Here is an 18,519-nt window from a genome sequence, read left to right on the forward strand (position 1 = left end):
CCTTTGCACCGCCTCACCCACTCCCACCCCCCGCCGCCCTGCCCCGGGCCCCCGACGGGCCGGGCCCGTCGGCGACCGTCGACCCTCAGGGCTCCTGGTCGGGGGTGCGGGTGAAGACGAAGGTGGCGATGTCGAGGGCCACCACCCGCCCCGCCTCGTCGCGCAGCACCGTGAGGATCTCGCCGTTCTCGGGGCCGGAGCGACCCCGCCAGCGGTCCGGACCCTCCGGGACGAACACGCTGACCCGCTCGCCGCGCACGTACACGACCAGCTCGCCCCTGGCCGCGTCCCAGGTCACGTCGAGCGACGTCCCCATCCACCACCAACGGCCGCCCACCTCGTCGACCTCGGCGGGCGGGGGAGCGGCGGCCGGCAGCCAGGGCTTCGGAAGGGCCGGCTCGGCGTCCAGCACGGTGGTCAGGATCCGTAGCGCGAGCCCGCCGATCCCGCCGGTGCGGAAGCCGTACGAGTTGGCGAAGCCGACCACGCCGGTGCGCGACGGGCGGTGCACCGCCAGGGCGGCCACGTAGCCGGGCATCGAGCCGCCGTGCCCGACGTACACCCGCTCGCCCTGCCGGTAGAGCTCCAGCCCGAGGCCGTGCCCGCCGGTCCACGAGTCGACGTCGCTGATCGACACGGGGACGCACATCTCGGCCAGCGTCTCCGCCGCCAGCACCTGCGGCGCGGGGTCGGCCAGGAACGCCGCCCACCGGGCCAGGTCCTCGACCGTGGACCAGAGCTGCCCGGCCGGGGCCATCGCCCCGGTGTCGGTACGCGGCTCTTCCCGCAGCGTGCCGTGCCAGGGGTGCACCACGTAGCCGCGGGCGAACGGCTCGGTGGCAGCGTACGTGGTGCGGCGCATGCCGAGCGGCTCCAGCACGCGCTGGCGCAGCAACTCCGCCCACGAGGTGCCGGTGATCCGCTCCAGCACGCCGCCGAGCAGCCCGTACGCCAGGTTGGAGTAGTGGTAGACCCGGTGCGGGGGATAGGCGATCTTCTCGGCGCTCACCCCGGCCAGCAGGGTCGCCAGGTTCCCGACCTCGGCGCGCTCCCACCACTGCCCGTCCGGCTCGCGGCGCAGGCCGCTGGCGTGGCCGAGCAACTGCCGCAGGGTGAGCGTGCCCACACCGGTGCCGGGCAGGTGCTTCTCCAGCGGGTCGTCCAGGGCCAGCCGGCCGGCGTCGCGCTCCTGCATGACCAGGGTCGCGGTCATCGTCTTGCTGATCGACCCGAGGCGGTACTGGAGGTCGGCGTCGGGGCGCGGGTGCTCGCCGGCCGTGGCGAGGTGGGTCAGCGCGCCGTCCCGTACCACGCCGACCACCAGTGACGGCGTACGGCCGGCGGACTGTGCCCCGGCGACGAGGGCATCGACCTGGCGGGTGGTCTCGGGCAACAGGGACACGGGCTCTCCTCGGGGGATTCCGGTGCCGTCGGGGTGGGCCGCCGGCGTGCCGCCGAGCTTACTGATCTTCGCGGGTGGGCTCCACGTGCTTTGACGTGTCACGATCGGGGGGTGGACGCCGTGTTCTGGATCGTGCTGGGTGTCGTGCTGGCGGTCGCTGAGATCTTCACGACGACGCTTTTTCTGATCATGTTCGCGGTCGGGGCCCTGGCCGCCGCGGGAGCGGCGGCGCTCGGCGCCCCGGTCGAGGTGCAGGCGATCGTCTTCGCCGGCGTGTCGGCGCTGACGGTGCTGGGTGTGCGGCCGACGCTGCGCAGGCACCGCCGCTCGGCGCTGGAGAGCGGTGAGCAGCCCTTCGGCGTGGAGGCGATTGAGGGCAGCACGGCGCTGGTGCTGGAGCAGGTCGACGCCGGGCAGGGCATGGTGAAGATCGACGGCGAGCTGTGGCAGGCCCGCTCCTACGACGCGAGCCAGCACTTCGCCCCGGGCGACCGGGTGCAGGTGATCCAGGTGCGGGGCGCCACCGCCCTGGTGTGGCGGGACGACGTTTCTCCTTCCGGGGAGCTACCCGAAGCGAAAAGGTGAGTACATGGAACTTGTGATCCCGGTCCTACTGATGGCCATCGCTCTGATCGGGGTGATCACCCTGGCCAAGGCGGTACGGATCGTGCCGCAGCAGCGCCAGGACGTCGTGGAGCGGCTCGGCAAGTACAAGCGCACGCTCAACCCGGGGCTGAACATCCTGGTCCCGTTCGTCGACGCGGTGCGTACCAAGGTCGACCTGCGGGAGCAGGTGGTCAGCTTCCCGCCCCAGCCGGTGATCACCTCCGACAACCTGGTCGTCTCGATCGACACGGTGCTCTACTTCAAGGTCGTCGACTCGGTCCGGGCCACGTACGAGATCTCGAACTTCCTCCAGGCCATCGAGCAGCTCACCGTCACCACGCTGCGCAACGTGATCGGGTCGCTGGACCTGGAGCGGGCGCTGACCAGCCGCGACCAGATCAACCGGCACCTGTCCGGCGTGCTGGACGAGACCACCGGGCGGTGGGGCATCAAGGTCACCCGGGTGGAGCTCAAGGCGATCGAGCCGCCGGCGAGCATCCGCGACTCGATGGAGAAGCAGATGCGCGCCGAGCGCGACCGCCGGGCGGCGATCCTGAACGCCGAGGGGCACAAGCAGTCGCAGATCCTCACGGCCGAGGGTGAGAAGCAGTCCGCGGTGCTGCGCGCCGACGGTGACCGGCAGGCCCGGATCCTCCAGGCCGAGGGCCAGGCGAAGGCGATCAAGACGGTGTTCGACGCGATCCACCAGGCGAACCCGAGCCAGAAGGTGCTCGCCTACCAGTACCTCCAGGCCCTGCCGCAGATCGCCAACGGCACCGCGAACAAGGTCTGGATCGTGCCGGCCGAGCTGACCAAGGCGCTGGAGGGCATGGGCGGCGCGCTCGGCGGGCTGAGCCGGATGGTCGGCGACGAGCCGGCGCCGGAGGCGGCCGGCAGCGCGGGCGAGGTGGAGCGCGAGGCGGCCGAGGCCGCGCAGGCCGCGGCCGCCGCCGCCCAGCAGATCCACGACGAGGTACGCGTCGCCGAGGCGCAGGCCACGGGCGGCCAGCCGCAGGGGCTGCCGGCACCGGAGCCGGTCTCCCCGGCGAGCCTGCTCAACGACCCGGCCGACCAGCGCGAACGGGCCTGACCGGGTCCGGGCGCGACCGCCCGGAAATGCGAGAACCACTCATGGGGCGCTCCGTCGCCTGCCACCATCGGTCCTAGGACGGGCGGTGAGCAGGCAACGGGGCGCCCCGGCGCGTCCCGCACCGCTCGTCGGACGAGCGAGGTGACGCATGAAGGATCCGGCGAAGCGGGTACGCTCCTCGGCCCCGGTGCCCGGTGCGCACGATCCTGCCGGGCCGCTCGGCAGCCGGCGTACCGGCGGGGGGTTCGGGGTGCTGCCCTTCGTCGAGCCGACGCCGGTCGGGCCGGCCACGAACGCCACCTGGGCCTGGTCGCTGCGCCGGCTCGCGCGGGGCGCGGTGTGGCTGCTCCCCGCGTACGCCATCCTCTACGCCGTCGTGGCGATGGCCAGCGACGGCGGGGTGGGCAACGACCCGTACCCGGCCGACGGCCGGCCGCTCTACCTGGTGGGCTGGGTGGCGGCGGTGTGGCTCGGGCTGCTCGCCCTGCTGGCGCTGACCGGGCTGCTGGCGGCGACCCGCAGCCGCCGGGCGGCCGTCGCCGGCCTGCTCGTATCCATCGCCGGAACGGTGCTCATGCTCCCCTTCGCGGGGCTGGCGGAGCAGACCCCCGTCTTCGGCACCACCGCGCGCATGCTCGTGCTCGTCGGCGCCACCTGCTACAGCCTCGGCTGGCTGTTGACCGGCTGGTCGGTGGCCCGGTCCGGCTCGTTCAGCATCGGTGACGGCGTGATGCTGATGATCGCCGCCCCGCTGCTGGGCGTCGGCGGCGCACTGATCGGCTCGTTGCAGACCTTCGGCGCGATCTTCGTGCTGGTCGCCGGCATCGGCATCGGCTACCGCTCCGGTCGCCTGGTGCCCCGGGACATCGCCCGCGACGCCGCCAGCGCGAGCCTCGCCACCGCCGCCGCCCCGGCCACCCCCGGCCCGAACGGCCCCCTGCCCACCTGACCCGTCGCACCGGCCCCGGCGGGCACCGGACACCCGGTGGGCGCCGGGGCGGGTGGTGGCCACGGGGTTCGCGGTGGCCGAGGGGGCGGTGGGATGGGAAGTCGCTGGTCACGGGCGGTGAAATTGCTGACAACCGGGCCCCGGGGGTGGTCGGTTGGCCCGTTACGTGGCAATCCTGGGGACCATGGCCCCACCCCGCCCGCCGCTGTCGCGGCTGTTCACCGTGCTGCTCGCCGGCGTGCTCGCCGGCCTCGTCCTGGCGGTCGCCGCGCTGCCGGGAAACCTGCTGCTCGGGTTCGCCGCCAAGGCCGCGGTCGGGTCGTACGCGGGGCTGCCCGAGGCGCTGCGCACCCCGGCCACGCCGCAGCGGTCCTACCTCTACGCCAACGACGGCAAAACGCTGATCACCACGTTCTACGACGTCAACCGCACCGACGTGCCGCTCGACGAGATCGCCCCGGTGATGCGGCAGGCGATCGTGGCGGCCGAGGACCGGCGCTTCTACGACCACGGCGGCGCCGACCTGCGCGGGCTGCTGCGGGCCGTGGTGTCGAACGTCTCCGGCGGCGGCCAGCAGGGCGGCTCCACGCTGACCATGCAGTACGTCCGCAACGTGCTCAAGACCGACCCCGGCCGCACCGCCGAGGAGCGCGCCGCGGCCACCGAGCAGACCGTCGGGCGCAAGATCCAGGAGATCCGGTACGCCTCGGCGCTGGAACAGCGCCTGAGCAAGGACGAGATCCTCAACCGCTACCTGAACATCGCGTACTTCGGCTCCGGGGCGTACGGCATCGCGGCGGCCAGCCAGCGCTACTTCGCCAAGCCCCCGGCGGAGCTGACCCTCGGCGAGGCGGCCCTGCTCGCCGGCCTGGTGCAGTCGCCGGAGGCGTACAGCCCGATCGACGGCGACGCGGACGCCGCGCTGGAGCGGCGCGGCTACGTGCTGGACTCGATGGTCGCCACCGGCGCGATCAGTGCCGACGAGGCCGCGCGGGCCAGGACCGAGAAGCTGACGCTGCGCCCCACGGCCCAGCCCAACGGCTGCACCGCCGTGGCCGAGGGCCACGACGACTGGGGCTTCTTCTGCGACTACCTTCGGCAGTGGTGGCTCGCGCAGCCGGAGTTCGGCGCGACCGTCGAGGAGCGCGAGCAGGCCCTGCGTCGCGGCGGCTACACCGTGGTGACCTCGCTGGACCCGAAGATCCAGGCCACCGCGCAGAAGCAGGCCACAAGCGTCTACTCCTACGACAACAAGCGCGCCCTGCCGATCGCCGCCGTCGAACCGGGCACCGGCCGGGTGCTGGCGATGGCGGTCAACCGGCACTACAGCCTCGACGCGAACCCGGACGGGCAGGCCAACCACCCCAACACCGTCAACCCGCTGATCTCCGGCGGCGACAGCGTGGCCGGCTACCAGGCCGGCTCGACGTTCAAGCTCTTCACCATGCTCGCCGCGCTGGAGGCCGGCAAGCCGCTGTCCACCGGCTTCGACGCGCCGAGTCGGCTGCCCACCCGGTACGCCGCCGAGGGCGAGGGCAGCTGCGACGGCCGGTGGTGCCCGGCCAACGCCAACCCGGAGTGGATGGACGGCTACCGGATGATGTGGGACGGCTTCGGCCGCTCGGTGAACACGTACTTCGTGTGGCTGGCCGAGCAGGTCGGGCAGGAGAAGGTGGTCGAGATGGCGAAGCGCCTCGGCATCACCTTCCGGGCCGACGCCGACGCCACCTTCGCCGAGAACGACGCCGCCGACTGGGGCTCCTTCACCCTGGGCGTCACCGCCACCACCCCGCTCGACCTGGCGAACGCGTACGCCACGGTGGCCGCCGAGGGCACGTACTGCGCGCCGCTGCCGGTGGTCTCGGTGACCGCCGCCGACGGCGAGAAGGTGCCGGTCGGCGACCCGTCCTGCCGCCGGGTGCTCGACGCCGACGTGGCCCGGGCCGCCACCGACGCCGCCCGCTGCCCGGTCGGCCAGCAGTCCACGCTCGCGCAGTGCAACGGGGGCACGGCCACCTCGGTGAACCGGATCCTCGACGGCCGGCCGGTGGCCGGCAAGACCGGCAGCTCGGAGAAGAACGCCACCGAGACCTTCGTCGGCTTCACCCCGCAGGTGGCGGTCGCGGGCATCGCCGCCAACCCGGACGACCCGACCGACTCGGTGGGCGCTGCCGTGCAGGCGCGGGTGATCGACGCGGTCGCCCGGGTCATCGGCACCGCCGTCGCCGGTGAGCCGGAGAAGAAGTTCGCCGCCCCCAGCCGCGAGCTGGTCGGCGACCCGCGCCGCCCGGTGGAGCGTCCGCCGGTCGAACAGCGCCGCCCGTCCGAGGAGCGGCGGCCGTCGCCCCAGGACGATCAGCGCCTGTCCGACCTGCGTCGCTGGCTGGAGCGCCGCGGCTGACCGCCGGGCCACGGCGTCGCCGCGAACCTGGCGCCGCCACCGTGCCGCTGCTGGCCGGCCGGCTGCCCTGCTTCGGGTGGCTGCCTGCTTCGGCCGCCCGCTCCGCGCTCAGGTGACGTCGGGCTGCACGCCTCCCCGGGTCCACCTGGCGTGCCCTGTCGAGCTGCCCCACCCATAGGACCGCCCGGCGGACAGATCCGGGCTGAACGGGCCCGGTGGTCTGGACGGGGGCGCTGGGCTGGATGGGCCCGGTGGGCTAGATGGGGCGCAGGCTGGACGGGGGCAGCTGGGCTGGATGGGCCCGGTGGTCTGGATGAGGCGCTGGGCTGGACGGGCCCGGTGGTTTGGACGGGCTGGGTGGGCTGGGTCTCTGCGGGCTGCCCCATCTGTGCGGGCAGCTCGACAGGGCACGGCCGGGGATACCCGCCCCCGGGCTGTCCGCCGCCTACTGCGCCAGCAGGGACGCCGACATCGGTCCCGGTCCCGGTCCCGGTCCCGATGTCGATGTCGGTCGGTCGGTCGGCCGCCGGGGACCGGAGGTCAGCGGGAACGGGCGAGAGCGGCCCGGACCACCTGGTCGAGGGCGACGCCGACGTCGACCGGGTCGCCGTCCGCGTCGATGACGGTGAACGAGCCGAACTCCGGCAGCCCCCGGTAGCCGGTGTCCAGGGCCCGCAGGTGGGTCAACTCCTCGGTGTCGATGCCCCGGGCCAGCACCCGTTGTTGCGCCCGTTCGGGCGAGACCGCCAGGAAGCAGACCAGCTCCGGTCGCGGGAAGATCGCGTACGCCAGGCGGACCAACCGCCCGCCCCGGTCGCCGCGGGCCCGCATCACCACGTACTGGCACCAGGACCAGCGGTCCATGACCGCCGTCCTGCCGGTCAGCCGGGCGGCCAGCATCGCCCGGGCGATGGCGAGCCAGCGTACGGTCGCCTCGATGGTCACGTAGCCGGTGCGGCCGAACAGGTGCGGCCCGTCGCGGCGGCCCAGCGCCTGCGCGAGCCGGTTCCAGACGGGCCGGCCGCCAGCGTTCTCGAAGTAGCTGGCCGGCACCCCGGCCGCCCGCAGCCGGGCGGCCAGCGCCTTTGCCTGGGTGGTCTTTCCGGCCCCGTCGACGCCGATCAGAGCAATGATCATCGGACGGCGCATGAGCGGCACGGTAGCCGCCCCGGACAAGCCCCAGGAAAAATCCTGCGAAGGTGGTGCCGGGCTGTCGGATCCGGCCAGGCCGTTCCGACCACCTGGCGAGAGCGCCCACGAGAGGGCGTCAGGGGTCAGGAGGAGCAGCGCCATGCGGAAGATCGTCTACGGGGTGCACCAGTCGCTCGACGGGTTCATCGAGGGGCCGAACGGCGAGTTCGACTGGCCGGAGATGGGCCCGGAGCTGTCCGCGTTCTCGCTGGAGCAGTGCGACCGGGCCGGCGCGTTCGTCTACGGCCGCCGGGTCTGGGAGTTCATGGCCGCCTACTGGCCGCAGGCGGAGTCGATCTCCGACCACCCGCACGACCTCGCGTTCGTGCCGATCTGGCGGCGGACGCCGAAGGTGGTCGTCTCGCGCACGCTCACCGAGGCCGATCACGGCGCCCGGGTGGTCGGCGGCGGGGACCTCGCCAGGGAGGTGACCGTGCTCAAGGATCAGCCGGGCGGTGACCTGCTGCTCAACGGTGGCGCCGAGGCCGCCGCCGCGCTGACCGACCTCGGCCTGATCGACGAGTACCAGATCTTCGTGCACCCGGTGGTGCTGGGCGGCGGCAAGCCGGTTTTCGCCGCGACCGAGCGGATGAAGTTCCGCCTGGCGGAGTCGCGGACCTTCGACGGCGCGTCCGTGCTGCTGCGATACCACCGGGCCGGCTGACGCCGGACCGTCCGGGCCGCTCGGTCAGCCCCGCCCGCGTCCCGGGCGGAGGGTGGCGACCGCCGTGGGCAGGCCCCGCCGGATGATGCCCGCCCAGTCGGTGTCGCCGCGCAGCACGGCCGCGGCGGTGTTGCGGGCCTGCTCGGCGGTGAAGTGCGGCGGCAGCATCAGCTCAGCCGGGTCGACCAGCGCGTTGACGACCACGGGCCGGTCCGCGCCCAGCGCCCGCTCCCAGACGCCCGGCACCTGCTCCGGCGCGTCGACCAGCTCGCCGTGCAGGCCCAGTACCTCCGCCCACCGGTGGTAGCCGATGTCGGGCAGCTGCTGGCTGTCCGGGAACATCGGCGTGCCCTCGCTGGAGCGCTGCTCCCAGCTGACGAAGGCCAGGTCCCGGTTGTTGAGCACGAGCACCACGAAGCGGGGGTCCGACCAGCTCCGCCAGTACTTGGCCACCGTGATCAGCTCGTTGACCCCGTTCATCTGCATCGCGCCGTCGCCGATCAGGGCCACCAGCGGGCGGTCCGGGTGGGCGAACTTGGCGGCCAGCGCGTACGGCATCGCGCCGCCCATCGAGAGCAGGGTGCCGGAGAGGCTGGCCAGCATGCCGGGGCGGACCTGGAGGTGCCGGGCGTACCAGGCGGTCGTGGTGCCGCAGTCGACCGAGATCATCACGTCGTCGGGGAGCCGGTCGCTGAGGGTCGCGAAGAGTAGCTGCGGGTTGACCGGGTCGGCGGCCTGCCCGGCCAGTTCCCGCTGCGTACGGCGCCAGGCGGTGGTGGCCTTGCCGATCGTCGCCCGCCAGCGGGTCGGTCCCGGGCCGGGGCCGAGCTCGCGCAGCAGGGCCCGCAGGGTGGGGGCGGCGTCGCCGGTCAGGTTCACCTCGGTCGGGTACCGCAGCCCCAGCTGGGTGCCGTCCCGGTCGATCTGCACCGCCCGCGCCTGCCCCTGCGGCGGGTAGAACTCCGAGTACGGCATGTTGCTGCCCACGATCAGCAGCCGGTCGCACTCGTTCATCAGCTGCCAACTGGGCCGGGTGCCGAGCAGGCCGATGGCGCCGGTCACCCACGGCTCCCGGTGGTCGACCGCGGCGAACCCGAGCAGCGCCGCCGCCACCCCCGCGCCGAGCCGGTCGGCAACCGCGCGGACCTCGTCCACCGCGCCGAGCGCGCCCTGCCCGACCAGCATGGCGACCCGCTCGCCGCCGCCCAGCACCTCGGCGGCCCGGCGCAGCTCCGCCTCCGGCGGCACCGTCGGGCCGCTGCTGGGCACGTCGCTGGTGCGGTAGTAGCCGTGGGCGTGCGGTGGCTCCGGCACGGCCGGCGCGTCCTGGATGTCGGACGGCAGCACCAGCGCGGTGACGGTACGCCGGGCCAGCGCCGTGCGGCAGGCCCGGTCGACCAGGTGGCGGACCTGGCTGGGGTGGTCGAGCTGGGCCAGGAAGGCGGCCGCGACGTCCTTGTAGAGGGCGAGCAGGTCCACCTCCTGGTAGTAGCCGCCGCCCTCGGCGGTGAGCGCGGTGTGGCCGACGAGGGCGACCACCGGCTGGTGGTCCAGCTTGGCGTCGTACAGGCCGTTGAGCAGGTGGATCGCGCCGGGGCCGCTGGTCACCAGCGCGCAGCCGAGCGGCCCGCCGCCGTACTTGACGTGCGCCGACGCCGCGAAGCCGGCGGTCTCCTCGTGGCGGACCTGGACGAACTGCGCCCGGTCCCGGGTGCGTTGCAGCGCCGAGGTCAGGCCGTTGATGCCGTCGCCGGGATAGCCGAAGTAGCGGCGGACGCCCCAGCCGGCCAACCGGTGCACGATGTGGTCCGCGACGGTGGCGTCGCGGGGCAGCGGACCCAGGTCGACGCGCCACCCGTCCGGCTGGTCGATGCGGGCCGGTCCCGGCGTGCCCATGGGACGTGCGTTCACCTGACTGTCCTTCCGTCGCTCCGCCGCTCCGGCCCGCCATTCCCGTCCCTCTCGGGACAAAACGCCACGGGCTGCCCCGGCGTCGGGCGGCCCGGGGCGGCTGCGGCGCGTCCGGCAGAATCGGCGGGTGCCCATCCACCCGATCACCGACCCCGACGACGACCGGATCGCCGACTACCGCGCGCTGACCGACGTCGAGCTGCGTACCCGCTGGGAACCGCCGCACGGCCTGTTCATCGCCGAGGGCGAGCTGGTGCTGCGCCGGGCGCTGCGCGCCGGCTATCCGGCCCGGTCGTACCTGGTGGACGCCAAGCGGGTCGACCAGCTCGCCGACCTGGACACCGGCGACGCCCCGGTCTACGCCGCCACGCAGGACGTGCTGCAACGGGCCACGGGGTTCCATGTGCACCGGGGCGTGCTGGCGTCGTTCCGGCGCAAGCCGCTGCCGCCCGCCGCCGAGGTGCTGGCCGCCGCGCGGCGGGTGGTGATCCTCGAGGACGTGAACAACCACACGAACCTGGGGGCCATCTTCAGGGCGGTGGCCGCGCTCGGCGTGGACGCCGTGCTGCTCTCGCCGACCTGCGCCGACCCGCTCTACCGGCGCAGCGTCCGGGTCAGCATGGGCGAGGTCTTCGCAATCCCGTACGCGAAGCTGGAGCCCTGGCCGGACGCGCTCGGCGACGTCCGCGCGGCCGGCTTCACGGTGCTGGCGATGACCCCGGCGCCGGACGCGGTGCCGATCCAGCGGCTCGACGCGGCGCAGCGGGCCCGCGCGGCGCTGCTCATGGGGGCCGAGGGCGCCGGCCTGACCCGGGCGGCGATGGACGGCAGCGACGTCCGGGTGGTGATCCCGATGCGCCGCGGCGTCGACTCGCTCAACGTGGCCGCCGCCACCGCCGTGGCCTGCTGGGAACTGGGTCGCGACGACCCGGCCTAGTGCTCCGCTTCAGCCGCGGAATCGACAGCGTCAAGATTCTCGGCCATCGGGTCATCTTGCCGATGGATCCACGGCAAAAGCCAGCAAAGGCAGGGAACGCGATGTTCACACACGGAACCCACCCCGGCTAGCGTGGAACCCGTGCATATTGGCGTCAACGTACCGAACTTTGCCCCGGGTACCGACCCCGAAATGCTGCGACGGTGGGCGCAGGCGGTCGAGGGCCTCGGCTTCGACCTGCTGATGGTCTCCGATCACATCGCGGTGACCCCGGACGTGGCCGAGCAGTATCCGGCGCCGTTCTACGAGCCGTTCACCACGCTGTCCTGGCTGGCCGGGGTGACCCGCCGGGTCCGGCTGGGCACCACGGTGCTCATCGTCCCGTACCGGCACCCGCTGCTCACCGCCCGGATGGCGGCGAACCTCAACCGGCTCAGCGGCGGCCGGCTCGTCCTCGGCGTCGGCGTCGGCTGGGCCCGGCAGGAGTTCGAGGCGCTCGGCGTGCCGTTCCGGCGGCGCGGCGCGCTGACCGATGAGTACCTGCACGTCATGCGCGACGCCTGGCGGACCACCGACGACTACGACACGACCCCGATCCCGATCTGGGTCGGCGGCAACAGCGACGCCGGCATTCGTCGCGCGGTACTGCTCGGTGACGCCTGGCACCCGCTGCGGGTCACGCCCGGATGGCTGGCGGACGCAGCGGGGCGGCTGAAGGCCACCGCCGACGAACTGGGCCGGCCGGTGCCCGCGTTGATGCCACGCATCGGACTCCGGGAGACCCGAGAAGTGGTCACCGCCCCGGACCGGCTCGCCGGTGTCGGCACCATCGAGCAGATCATCGCTGACATCGACCAGATCCGTCTGCTCGGGGCGGAAACGGTGGTGCTCGACCCGTTCAACGGCGACCTGACCGAGATCCGCCAGCCCGAACGCGCCTGGCAGACCCTTGCGGCCGTGGCCGCGTACCACAACTCCCAGGAGGACCGATGACCCCTGACGACGAGAGATTTCTCCGCCGTGCGGTGGAACTCGCCAGCGAGGCGGGGGCATCCGGCGAACGGCCGTTCGGCTCGTTGCTGGTCGGTGCGGACGGCACCGTCCTGATCGAGGACCACAACACCGTGGTCTCCGACTCGGACATCACCGCCCACCCGGAACTGAAGCTGGCCCGCTGGGCCGCTCGGGAACTCGCTCCCGACGTGGCCGCCGGCACCACCATGTTCACCAGTTGCCAGCCCTGCCCGATGTGCGCGACCGCGATCGACCGGTCCGGCCTCGGCCGGGTGGTGTACGCCCTGTCCGCCGAACAGTTCGAGGAGGTCAAGCCGGTCACCCCGTCGCCGCCCCCGGTGCGGTACGAGGGGCCGGCGCTGTTCGACGAGGCGCGCCAGCCGATCGACAACTACTACTAGAGCGGGACCCTTGCGGCGGTGCGGGGCGTGCGGTGGGTCCCGCTGTCGCTGGTCATGTCCCCACCTGCGTTTGCATGGCCATGCGGCCTAGTGCATAATCTTCCTTGTGTCCAAGGTTCTCACCTCCCTGCCCATCGGCGAACGTGTCGGCATCGCCTTCTCCGGCGGCCTCGACACCTCGGTCGCGGTCGCGTGGATGCGCGACAAGGGCGCCGTTCCCTGCGCCTACACCGCCGACATCGGCCAGTACGACGAGCCGGACATCGCCTCGGTGCCCGGTCGCGCGCTCAGCTACGGCGCCGAGGTCGCCCGCCTGGTCGACTGCCGCGCCGCCCTGGTCGAGGAGGGCCTGGCGGCGTTGACCTGCGGGGCCTTCCACATCCGCTCGGGCGGGCGGGCGTACTTCAACACCACCCCGCTGGGCCGGGCCGTCACCGGGACCCTGCTGGTCCGGGCGATGATCTCCGACGACGTCCAGATCTGGGGCGACGGCTCGACCTTCAAGGGCAACGACATCGAGCGGTTCTACCGCTACGGCCTGCTGGCCAACCCGCAGCTGCGCATCTACAAGCCGTGGCTCGACACCGACTTCGTCACCGAACTCGGTGGGCGCAAGGAGATGTCGGAGTGGCTGCTCGAACGCGGCCTGCCGTACCGGGACAGCACCGAGAAGGCGTATTCCACCGACGCCAACATCTGGGGCGCCACGCACGAGGCGAAGACCCTCGAACACCTCGACACCGGCATCGAGACGGTCAACCCGATCATGGGAGTCCGGTTCTGGGACCCGTCCGTGGAGATCCCGACCGAGGACGTCACGATCGGCTTCGACCAGGGCCGCCCGGTGACGATCAACGGCAAGGAGTTCGGCAGCCCCGTCGACCTGGTGCTGGAGGCCAACGCCATCGGCGGCCGGCACGGCATGGGCATGTCGGACCAGATCGAGAACCGGATCATCGAGGCCAAGAGCCGGGGCATCTACGAGGCGCCCGGCATGGCGCTGCTGCACGCCGCGTACGAGCGGCTGGTCAACGCCATCCACAACGAGGACACGCTGGCGAACTACCACAACGAGGGCCGCCGCCTCGGCCGGCTGATGTACGAGGGGCGCTGGCTGGACCCGCAGGCGCTGATGCTGCGCGAGTCGTTGCAGCGCTGGGTCGGCACGGCGGTCACCGGCGAGGTGACGTTGCGGCTGCGCCGGGGTGAGGACTACTCGATCCTCGACACCACCGGCCCGGCGTTCAGCTACCACCCCGACAAGCTGTCGATGGAGCGTACGGAGGACTCGGCCTTCGGCCCGTCGGACCGGATCGGCCAGCTCACCATGCGCAACCTGGACATCGCCGATTCGCGGGCGAAGCTGGAGCAGTACGCGACCCTCGGCATGGTCGGTGGCGCGGCCCCGCAGCGGATGGTCGGCGCCGCGCAGGCGGCCTCGACCGGGCTGATCGGCGCGATGCCGCAGGGCGGCGCGGAGGCCATCGCCTCCCGGGGCGTCCCCTCCGCCGCCGACGAGGCCCTCGACCGTGCCGCGATGGAGTTCGGCGTCGACTGAGCGACGCCTCTGGACATGATCGTCACGCGGCTCGGAAGTCCCTCACGTCGAGGGGCTTCCGGGCCGTGTCGCTCAGGGAGCCTCGGGCCGTCTGTCGCGTTCTATCCGACCTTGAGGGCCAGCTTCCCGACATAGTGATCGTTCAGGGCGCGGTGCGCATCCCCGGCTCGGGCCAACGGGAAGGTCCGGGCGACGTGGACCTCGAAGGAACTCGCCTCGATGATCGCGTTCAGCCGATCGGTGGCGGTGCGGCTCCGGTCCCCGTCGTAGTGGGACACCGTCGCGCCCGGCGACGTCACCGGCGTGGGCAGGACACCGTTCGGCCAGGCGATCCGTCCCGACTTCCTGATCGCGCGCAGAGATCGTTCGGCGATCTCGCCTCCCACGGTGACCAGAGCCGCATCGAGCCCGCCCGGTGCGAACTCGAACGCCGCAGCCGACACGTCGTCTCGACGACCGTCGACGGCGTCGTCGGCGCCCAGCCGCCGGGTCAGGGCGACCCCGTCGTCACCAGAGGCCACGGCCAACACCCGGATGCCGCTGTGCCGCGCCAGCTGCACGGCCATGTGGCCGATACCCCCGCTGGCCCCGAAGACCATGAGCGTCTCGTCCGGCCGCAGGCCGAGCAGGTCGAGACCGCTCAGTGCGGTCAGGGCGTCCCAGGCCATCGCGCCGGCCTGTCCGGTCGGCAGCCGGTCGGGCACGCGAGCCACGAACTCCGCCTCGACGACGGCGTACTCGGCGTAGGAGCCGCCACGCGGCACCGGCATCGTCGCGGCGTAGACCCGCTCGCCCACGCCGAACCGGGTGACGTTGCGCCCGACCGCGGCCACCGTGCCGGCCGCGTCCCAGCCGAGGACGTAGGGGAAGGTCGAGGCGACGCCGAAGGCACCCTCGTATCCCCCTTCCCGCTCGCCCGCGTCCCAGGAGCCGACGCCTGCGTACTCCACCCGGATGAGGACGTCGTCGTCGCCGACCTGCGGGAGCGGTATCCGGCGCGACGAGAGTTCGTCGACTCCGCCGAACCGGTCAAGGACGACCGCGGTCATCTGCGGCGCCACGATCGCGTCGCCCGCTGTGCGCTCGGCTCTGCTCCCCATCGTCCCCCCTCGTTGCTTGAGTGCGTCAAGGATCATTGGACCACAGCTATTTGAGCCAATCAACTAACTCGTCTAGGCTGGGGACATGGCGCTGCCGAACGGACCCGTGACTCCCTCGTCCGAGGCCGAGGCAGCCCTGTTCGACCTGGTCGACGTGTACGACCGCGCCTACGAGGCGGCGGCAGCCGAGCTGTCGCTCAGCCCGGCGCAGGCATGTGTGCTCGGGCGACTCGATGAGCGACGGGGCATGGGCGCCCTGGCCGAGGAGCTCGGCTGCGATGCCTCCAACATCACCCAGATCGTCGTGCGTCTCGAAGCGCTCGGCCTCGTGACCCGCGAACCGAACCCCCGGGACCGCCGCGCACGGCTCGTCGCGAGAACCCCCCGGGGCGACGAGACCAACCGCCGGTTCGCCACGGCCTTCACCTTCGCCCGTACGGCGGTCGGACGACTCTCGCCCGACGAGCAGGACCAGTTGACGGCGCTGCTGCGCAAGGCACTGGGCTGACGGTGCCTGCGCCCTGACCCGATCGAGCGGATTCAACGGCTTCACGCAGGCGAGCCATGTCAAGCCCAGGACTCCCGGCCTCTGTGGGGCAACGGCCTCTGCTACGGCGCGGTCAACGCTTGATCGTCGTTCCCCGGGCCTCCAGGCGGGTCAGGACGTCGGGGTCGTCGAGGTGCGCCAGCGAAACGTCCAGGGTCTGTAGCGCGGGCAGCGACTCCAGCGCCGCCGCTCCCGTGCACTTCCCGGTCAGCACCAGTTCCGACAGGGCCGGGTGGCCGGTCAGCGGGGTCAGGTCCAACGGCCCTGGGCGGTAGCCGTGGCCGTCCAGGTCCAGGGATCGCAGACCGGACAGCGCGTGAATGCCCTCCAGCGACGTCACGTTGTAGTCGTCGGACTCGCCGCCGGTGTCGATGTCCAGGGTCTGTTCGATCAGCATGTAGATGTCGCTGCCGCCGTCGAACTGCAAGTCGGTGATCGCTGCGGCCTCGGCCGGCGGCACCGTGACGGCATGTAACAGCTTCAGTGACGCCTGTAGGCGCGGGCCTGGACCTGGGTAGCCGTCCTCCGGGCCATCGGGGCCGGTCGACTCGATGAGCGCCTTGAGGTCGTCGGCGGCGATCGCGTCGTCCAGCAGGGCGTCCAGGACGCCCAGGTGCAGGCCGAGGTCGGGGAAGATGAGGGTCATGATCCCGACCGTATCTCGTTACTGATCTGCCTCAGGACGCGGAGCGGGTCGTCGTTCGAGTCGGACAGGGCGGGCGCGGCCGGGACCGGGTGGCCGCCCGTGCGGAATCTATGTCACGGACGGTAGCGTGTCGCCCGTGTTCCCTACCGTCCGTGAGGTCCTCGCGCTGGACCCGGTCCGCCACGGCGCTCCGCGCCTGGTCGCCGGGGACGGCGGTCTCGACCGCCCGGTGCGCTGGGTGCACGTGACCGAGGTGCCCGACATCGCCCCGCTGCTCGGCGGTGGCGAGCTGGTGCTCACCACCGGGATCGGGCTGCCCGCCGACGACGCCGGGCTGCGCGCCTTCATCGGCGACCTGGCCGACGTGGGCGTCTCCGGCCTGGTCGTCGAGCTGGGCCGCCGGTACGTCAGCGCGGTGCCCCGGGTGATGGCCGCCGCCGCCGAGCGGCGCGGCCTGCCCCTGGTCGAGCTGCGGCGGGCCACCCCGTTCGTCCGGATCACCGAGGCCGTGCACGCGCTGATCGTGGACGCACAGCTGACCGAGCTGCGGGCGACGGAGGAGATCCACCAGCGCTTCACGGAGCTGTCGGTGGAGGGCGCCGGCCCCGGCGAGGTGGTACGGCAGGCCGCCGACCTCTCCGGCTGCCCGGTGGTGCTGGAGAACCTCTCCCGGCAGGTGCTCGCGTACGACCCGGCGGGGGAGAGCGCCGAGCTGCTGCTGGACTGCTGGGAGCAGCACTCGCGGCGGATCCGGCCGGCGGGGCGGACCGCGTACGACGGCGACAACGGGTGGCTGGTGACCACGGTGGGCGCCCGGGGGCAGGACTGGGGGCGGCTGCTGCTGCGCTGGCCCGGCGGGGGCGACCTGGCGGCGGGCCGGCGCGTGTTCGACCCCGCCGAGGAGGGCGGTGCGCCCGTCGGCGTCGCCGCGCCGCCCGTGGTCCCGCCCACCCGGCTGACCATTCTTGTCGAGCGGGCCGCCTCGACGCTGGCCCTGGGCCGGCTGATCCGGCGCGACGCCGAGGGCCTGGAGCGGCAGATCCACCGTACGCTGCTCACCGCCCTGCTCGACCACTCGCTGCCGGTGGACGAGGTCGCCCTGCGGGCCCGGGCGCTCGGCGTGCTGCTGGAGCGCCGGCACCTGGTCGGGGTGGTGGTCCGGCACCGGGCCGACGACCCGGCGGGGGAGGGCGGCCCGGTTCCGGACCAGGGGCACCCGGGCGGTCCGGAGGCCGGCCCTGCTCGGCTGCGGGATCTCGCCGAGGCGGTCGGGCAGGCGTTGCACGAGGCGAAGCTGACCGGGCTGTCCAGCGCCGTCGACGACCACGCCGTCGGCGTGCTGCTCGCCCTGCCGGAGCCGGCGGCCGAGGAGCGGTCGCTGGCCGCGTTCGCCGCCGCGCTGCACCGCACCCGCCCGGACGCCCCCGCCCGCTCGGACGGCCATGCCCGCCCGGACGGGCTCGTTCGCCCGGACGGTCATCCTCGCTTGGGCGGCTCCGCTCGTCCCGACGGCCAGGCCCGCCCGGGCGGCACCGTCCGCGGTGACGGACCGGCCCGGTCCAACGGGCGTACGAACGGCGTGGCCCGGCCGGCGGGCGGCGGACTGCTCGTCGCGGCCGGTTCCGGCGTGCCCAGCCTGCGGGAGGCGCGCCGGTCGCTGGTCGAGGCCCGGCAGATCGCCGACGCCGCCCGGCGGGACCGGCGGGACCTGCCGGTCTTCCGGCTGCCGCACGTCGGGCTGGCGGGGCTGCTGCACTTGCTGCGCGACGAGCCCCGGTTGCAGACGTTCGTCGAGCGGGAACTCGGCGCACTGCTGACCCACGACGCGCAGCACCCGCGGGAGCAGTTGCTGGGCACCCTGCGGGCGTACCTGGAGCAGGGCCGCAACAAGTCGGCGGCGGCCGGGGCGGCGCACCTGTCCCGACCGGCCTTCTACGAGCGGCTGGCCCGGATCCGCCGCGTCCTGGACGTGGACCTCGACTCGGTCGAGGCCTGCCTCTCCCTGCACGTGGCCCTGCTGGCCCTCGACGCCATCCGCACCCACCCCGCATCGCCCCGCTGACCCAACACCCCCGTTGACCCCGGGTGGGAGAGGGGTTGAG

General features: G+C 73.2%; 16 protein-coding genes. 11 read left to right on the top strand and 5 right to left on the bottom strand.

Annotation, left to right across the window (positions count from 1 at the left end):
- Positions 1-85: 85 nt before the first annotated feature.
- A complete protein-coding gene (locus tag AB0B83_RS24260) occupies positions 86-1,402 on the bottom strand; it encodes a serine hydrolase domain-containing protein (RefSeq protein ID WP_357580090.1) in 1,317 nt (438 codons plus the stop codon).
- 111 nt (positions 1,403-1,513) lie between these two features.
- Here AB0B83_RS24260 and AB0B83_RS24265 point away from each other — a divergent pair, with 111 nt between their 5' ends.
- The 4 genes from AB0B83_RS24265 (at position 1,514) to AB0B83_RS24280 (ending at position 6,448) form a co-directional block, all read left to right on the top strand.
- On the top strand, positions 1,514-1,987 hold the full coding sequence (locus AB0B83_RS24265) for an NfeD family protein (protein WP_151457518.1): 474 nt from the start codon (positions 1,514-1,516) through the stop codon (positions 1,985-1,987).
- 4 nt (positions 1,988-1,991) lie between these two features.
- Positions 1,992-3,098, top strand: a complete 1,107-nt coding sequence (locus AB0B83_RS24270; protein ID WP_357580091.1) for an SPFH domain-containing protein — start codon at positions 1,992-1,994, stop codon at positions 3,096-3,098.
- A 148-nt stretch (positions 3,099-3,246) separates the two neighbouring features.
- Complete coding sequence (locus AB0B83_RS24275; RefSeq protein ID WP_357580092.1) at positions 3,247-4,047, top strand: hypothetical protein; 801 nt, start codon at positions 3,247-3,249, stop codon at positions 4,045-4,047.
- A gap of 184 nt (positions 4,048-4,231) precedes the next feature.
- Entirely contained in the window at positions 4,232-6,448 is a 2,217-nt protein-coding gene (locus tag AB0B83_RS24280) for a transglycosylase domain-containing protein (protein ID WP_357580093.1), read from the top strand.
- Between the two features lie 540 nt (positions 6,449-6,988).
- Here AB0B83_RS24280 and AB0B83_RS24285 read toward each other — a convergent pair.
- On the bottom strand, positions 6,989-7,597 hold the full coding sequence (locus AB0B83_RS24285; RefSeq protein ID WP_357580094.1) for a thymidylate kinase: 609 nt from the start codon (positions 7,595-7,597) through the stop codon (positions 6,989-6,991).
- A 142-nt stretch (positions 7,598-7,739) separates the two neighbouring features.
- On the opposite strand from AB0B83_RS24285, the gene AB0B83_RS24290 reads away from it, so the two are divergent.
- Positions 7,740-8,303, top strand: coding sequence for a dihydrofolate reductase family protein (locus tag AB0B83_RS24290; protein WP_357580095.1), 564 nt, complete (start codon positions 7,740-7,742; stop codon positions 8,301-8,303).
- Positions 8,304-8,327: 24 nt separating this feature from the next.
- Here AB0B83_RS24290 and AB0B83_RS24295 read toward each other — a convergent pair whose 3' ends face one another.
- Positions 8,328-10,199, bottom strand: a complete 1,872-nt coding sequence (locus tag AB0B83_RS24295; protein ID WP_132238944.1) for a thiamine pyrophosphate-requiring protein — start codon at positions 10,197-10,199, stop codon at positions 8,328-8,330.
- A 115-nt stretch (positions 10,200-10,314) separates the two neighbouring features.
- Here AB0B83_RS24295 and AB0B83_RS24300 point away from each other — a divergent pair, with 115 nt between their 5' ends.
- From AB0B83_RS24300 to argG, 4 genes are all read left to right on the top strand, one after another.
- A complete protein-coding gene (locus tag AB0B83_RS24300) occupies positions 10,315-11,151 on the top strand; it encodes an RNA methyltransferase (protein ID WP_311413879.1) in 837 nt (278 codons plus the stop codon).
- Between the two features lie 192 nt (positions 11,152-11,343).
- A complete protein-coding gene (locus AB0B83_RS24305) occupies positions 11,344-12,144 on the top strand; it encodes an LLM class flavin-dependent oxidoreductase (RefSeq protein ID WP_357580096.1) in 801 nt (266 codons plus the stop codon).
- Positions 12,141-12,566: a nucleoside deaminase gene (locus AB0B83_RS24310; protein ID WP_357580097.1), complete on the top strand. Its 426-nt coding sequence runs from the start codon at positions 12,141-12,143 to the stop codon at positions 12,564-12,566. The genes AB0B83_RS24305 and AB0B83_RS24310 overlap by 4 nt, the downstream gene beginning before the upstream one ends.
- Positions 12,567-12,672: 106 nt before the next feature.
- Positions 12,673-14,124: an argininosuccinate synthase gene (gene argG, locus AB0B83_RS24315; protein ID WP_132238770.1), complete on the top strand. Its 1,452-nt coding sequence runs from the start codon at positions 12,673-12,675 to the stop codon at positions 14,122-14,124.
- A 101-nt stretch (positions 14,125-14,225) separates the two neighbouring features.
- Here argG and AB0B83_RS24320 read toward each other — a convergent pair whose 3' ends face one another.
- A complete protein-coding gene (locus AB0B83_RS24320) occupies positions 14,226-15,224 on the bottom strand; it encodes an NADP-dependent oxidoreductase (RefSeq protein WP_357580098.1) in 999 nt (332 codons plus the stop codon).
- Positions 15,225-15,309: 85 nt separating this feature from the next.
- Between AB0B83_RS24320 and AB0B83_RS24325 the strand changes: the two genes are divergently transcribed.
- The gene (locus AB0B83_RS24325) at positions 15,310-15,732 is read left to right on the top strand and encodes a MarR family transcriptional regulator (protein WP_357580099.1); all 423 of its coding nucleotides are present in this window, start codon (positions 15,310-15,312) and stop codon (positions 15,730-15,732) included.
- 112 nt (positions 15,733-15,844) lie between these two features.
- Here the strand turns inward: AB0B83_RS24325 and AB0B83_RS24330 are convergent, their stop codons facing one another.
- On the bottom strand, positions 15,845-16,417 hold the full coding sequence (locus tag AB0B83_RS24330) for a hypothetical protein (RefSeq protein WP_357580100.1): 573 nt from the start codon (positions 16,415-16,417) through the stop codon (positions 15,845-15,847).
- Between the two features lie 127 nt (positions 16,418-16,544).
- Here AB0B83_RS24330 and AB0B83_RS24335 point away from each other — a divergent pair, with 127 nt between their 5' ends.
- The gene (locus tag AB0B83_RS24335) at positions 16,545-18,479 is read left to right on the top strand and encodes a PucR family transcriptional regulator (protein WP_357580101.1); all 1,935 of its coding nucleotides are present in this window, start codon (positions 16,545-16,547) and stop codon (positions 18,477-18,479) included.
- Positions 18,480-18,519 lie beyond the last annotated feature (40 nt).

Source organism: Micromonospora sp. NPDC049060 (assembly GCF_040649055.1).
Lineage (GTDB): Bacteria > Actinomycetota > Actinomycetes > Mycobacteriales > Micromonosporaceae > Micromonospora > Micromonospora reichwaldensis.

What these genes read in the sequence shown, in the direction of transcription:
- AB0B83_RS24285 (WP_357580094.1), bottom strand. Translation starts at nt 7,597, where the DNA reads ATGCGCCGTCCGATGATCATTGCTCTGATCGGCGTCGACGGGGCCGGA.
- AB0B83_RS24330 (WP_357580100.1), bottom strand. Translation starts at nt 16,417, where the DNA reads ATGACCCTCATCTTCCCCGACCTCGGCCTGCACCTGGGCGTCCTGGAC.
- AB0B83_RS24275 (WP_357580092.1), top strand. Translation starts at nt 3,247, where the DNA reads ATGAAGGATCCGGCGAAGCGGGTACGCTCCTCGGCCCCGGTGCCCGGT.
- AB0B83_RS24270 (WP_357580091.1), top strand. Translation starts at nt 1,992, where the DNA reads ATGGAACTTGTGATCCCGGTCCTACTGATGGCCATCGCTCTGATCGGG.
- AB0B83_RS24295 (WP_132238944.1), bottom strand. Translation starts at nt 10,199, where the DNA reads ATGGGCACGCCGGGACCGGCCCGCATCGACCAGCCGGACGGGTGGCGC.
- AB0B83_RS24290 (WP_357580095.1), top strand. Translation starts at nt 7,740, where the DNA reads ATGCGGAAGATCGTCTACGGGGTGCACCAGTCGCTCGACGGGTTCATC.
- AB0B83_RS24305 (WP_357580096.1), top strand. Translation starts at nt 11,344, where the DNA reads ATGCTGCGACGGTGGGCGCAGGCGGTCGAGGGCCTCGGCTTCGACCTG.
- AB0B83_RS24310 (WP_357580097.1), top strand. Translation starts at nt 12,141, where the DNA reads ATGACCCCTGACGACGAGAGATTTCTCCGCCGTGCGGTGGAACTCGCC.
- AB0B83_RS24320 (WP_357580098.1), bottom strand. Translation starts at nt 15,224, where the DNA reads ATGGGGAGCAGAGCCGAGCGCACAGCGGGCGACGCGATCGTGGCGCCG.
- AB0B83_RS24325 (WP_357580099.1), top strand. Translation starts at nt 15,310, where the DNA reads ATGGCGCTGCCGAACGGACCCGTGACTCCCTCGTCCGAGGCCGAGGCA.
- AB0B83_RS24280 (WP_357580093.1), top strand. Translation starts at nt 4,232, where the DNA reads ATGGCCCCACCCCGCCCGCCGCTGTCGCGGCTGTTCACCGTGCTGCTC.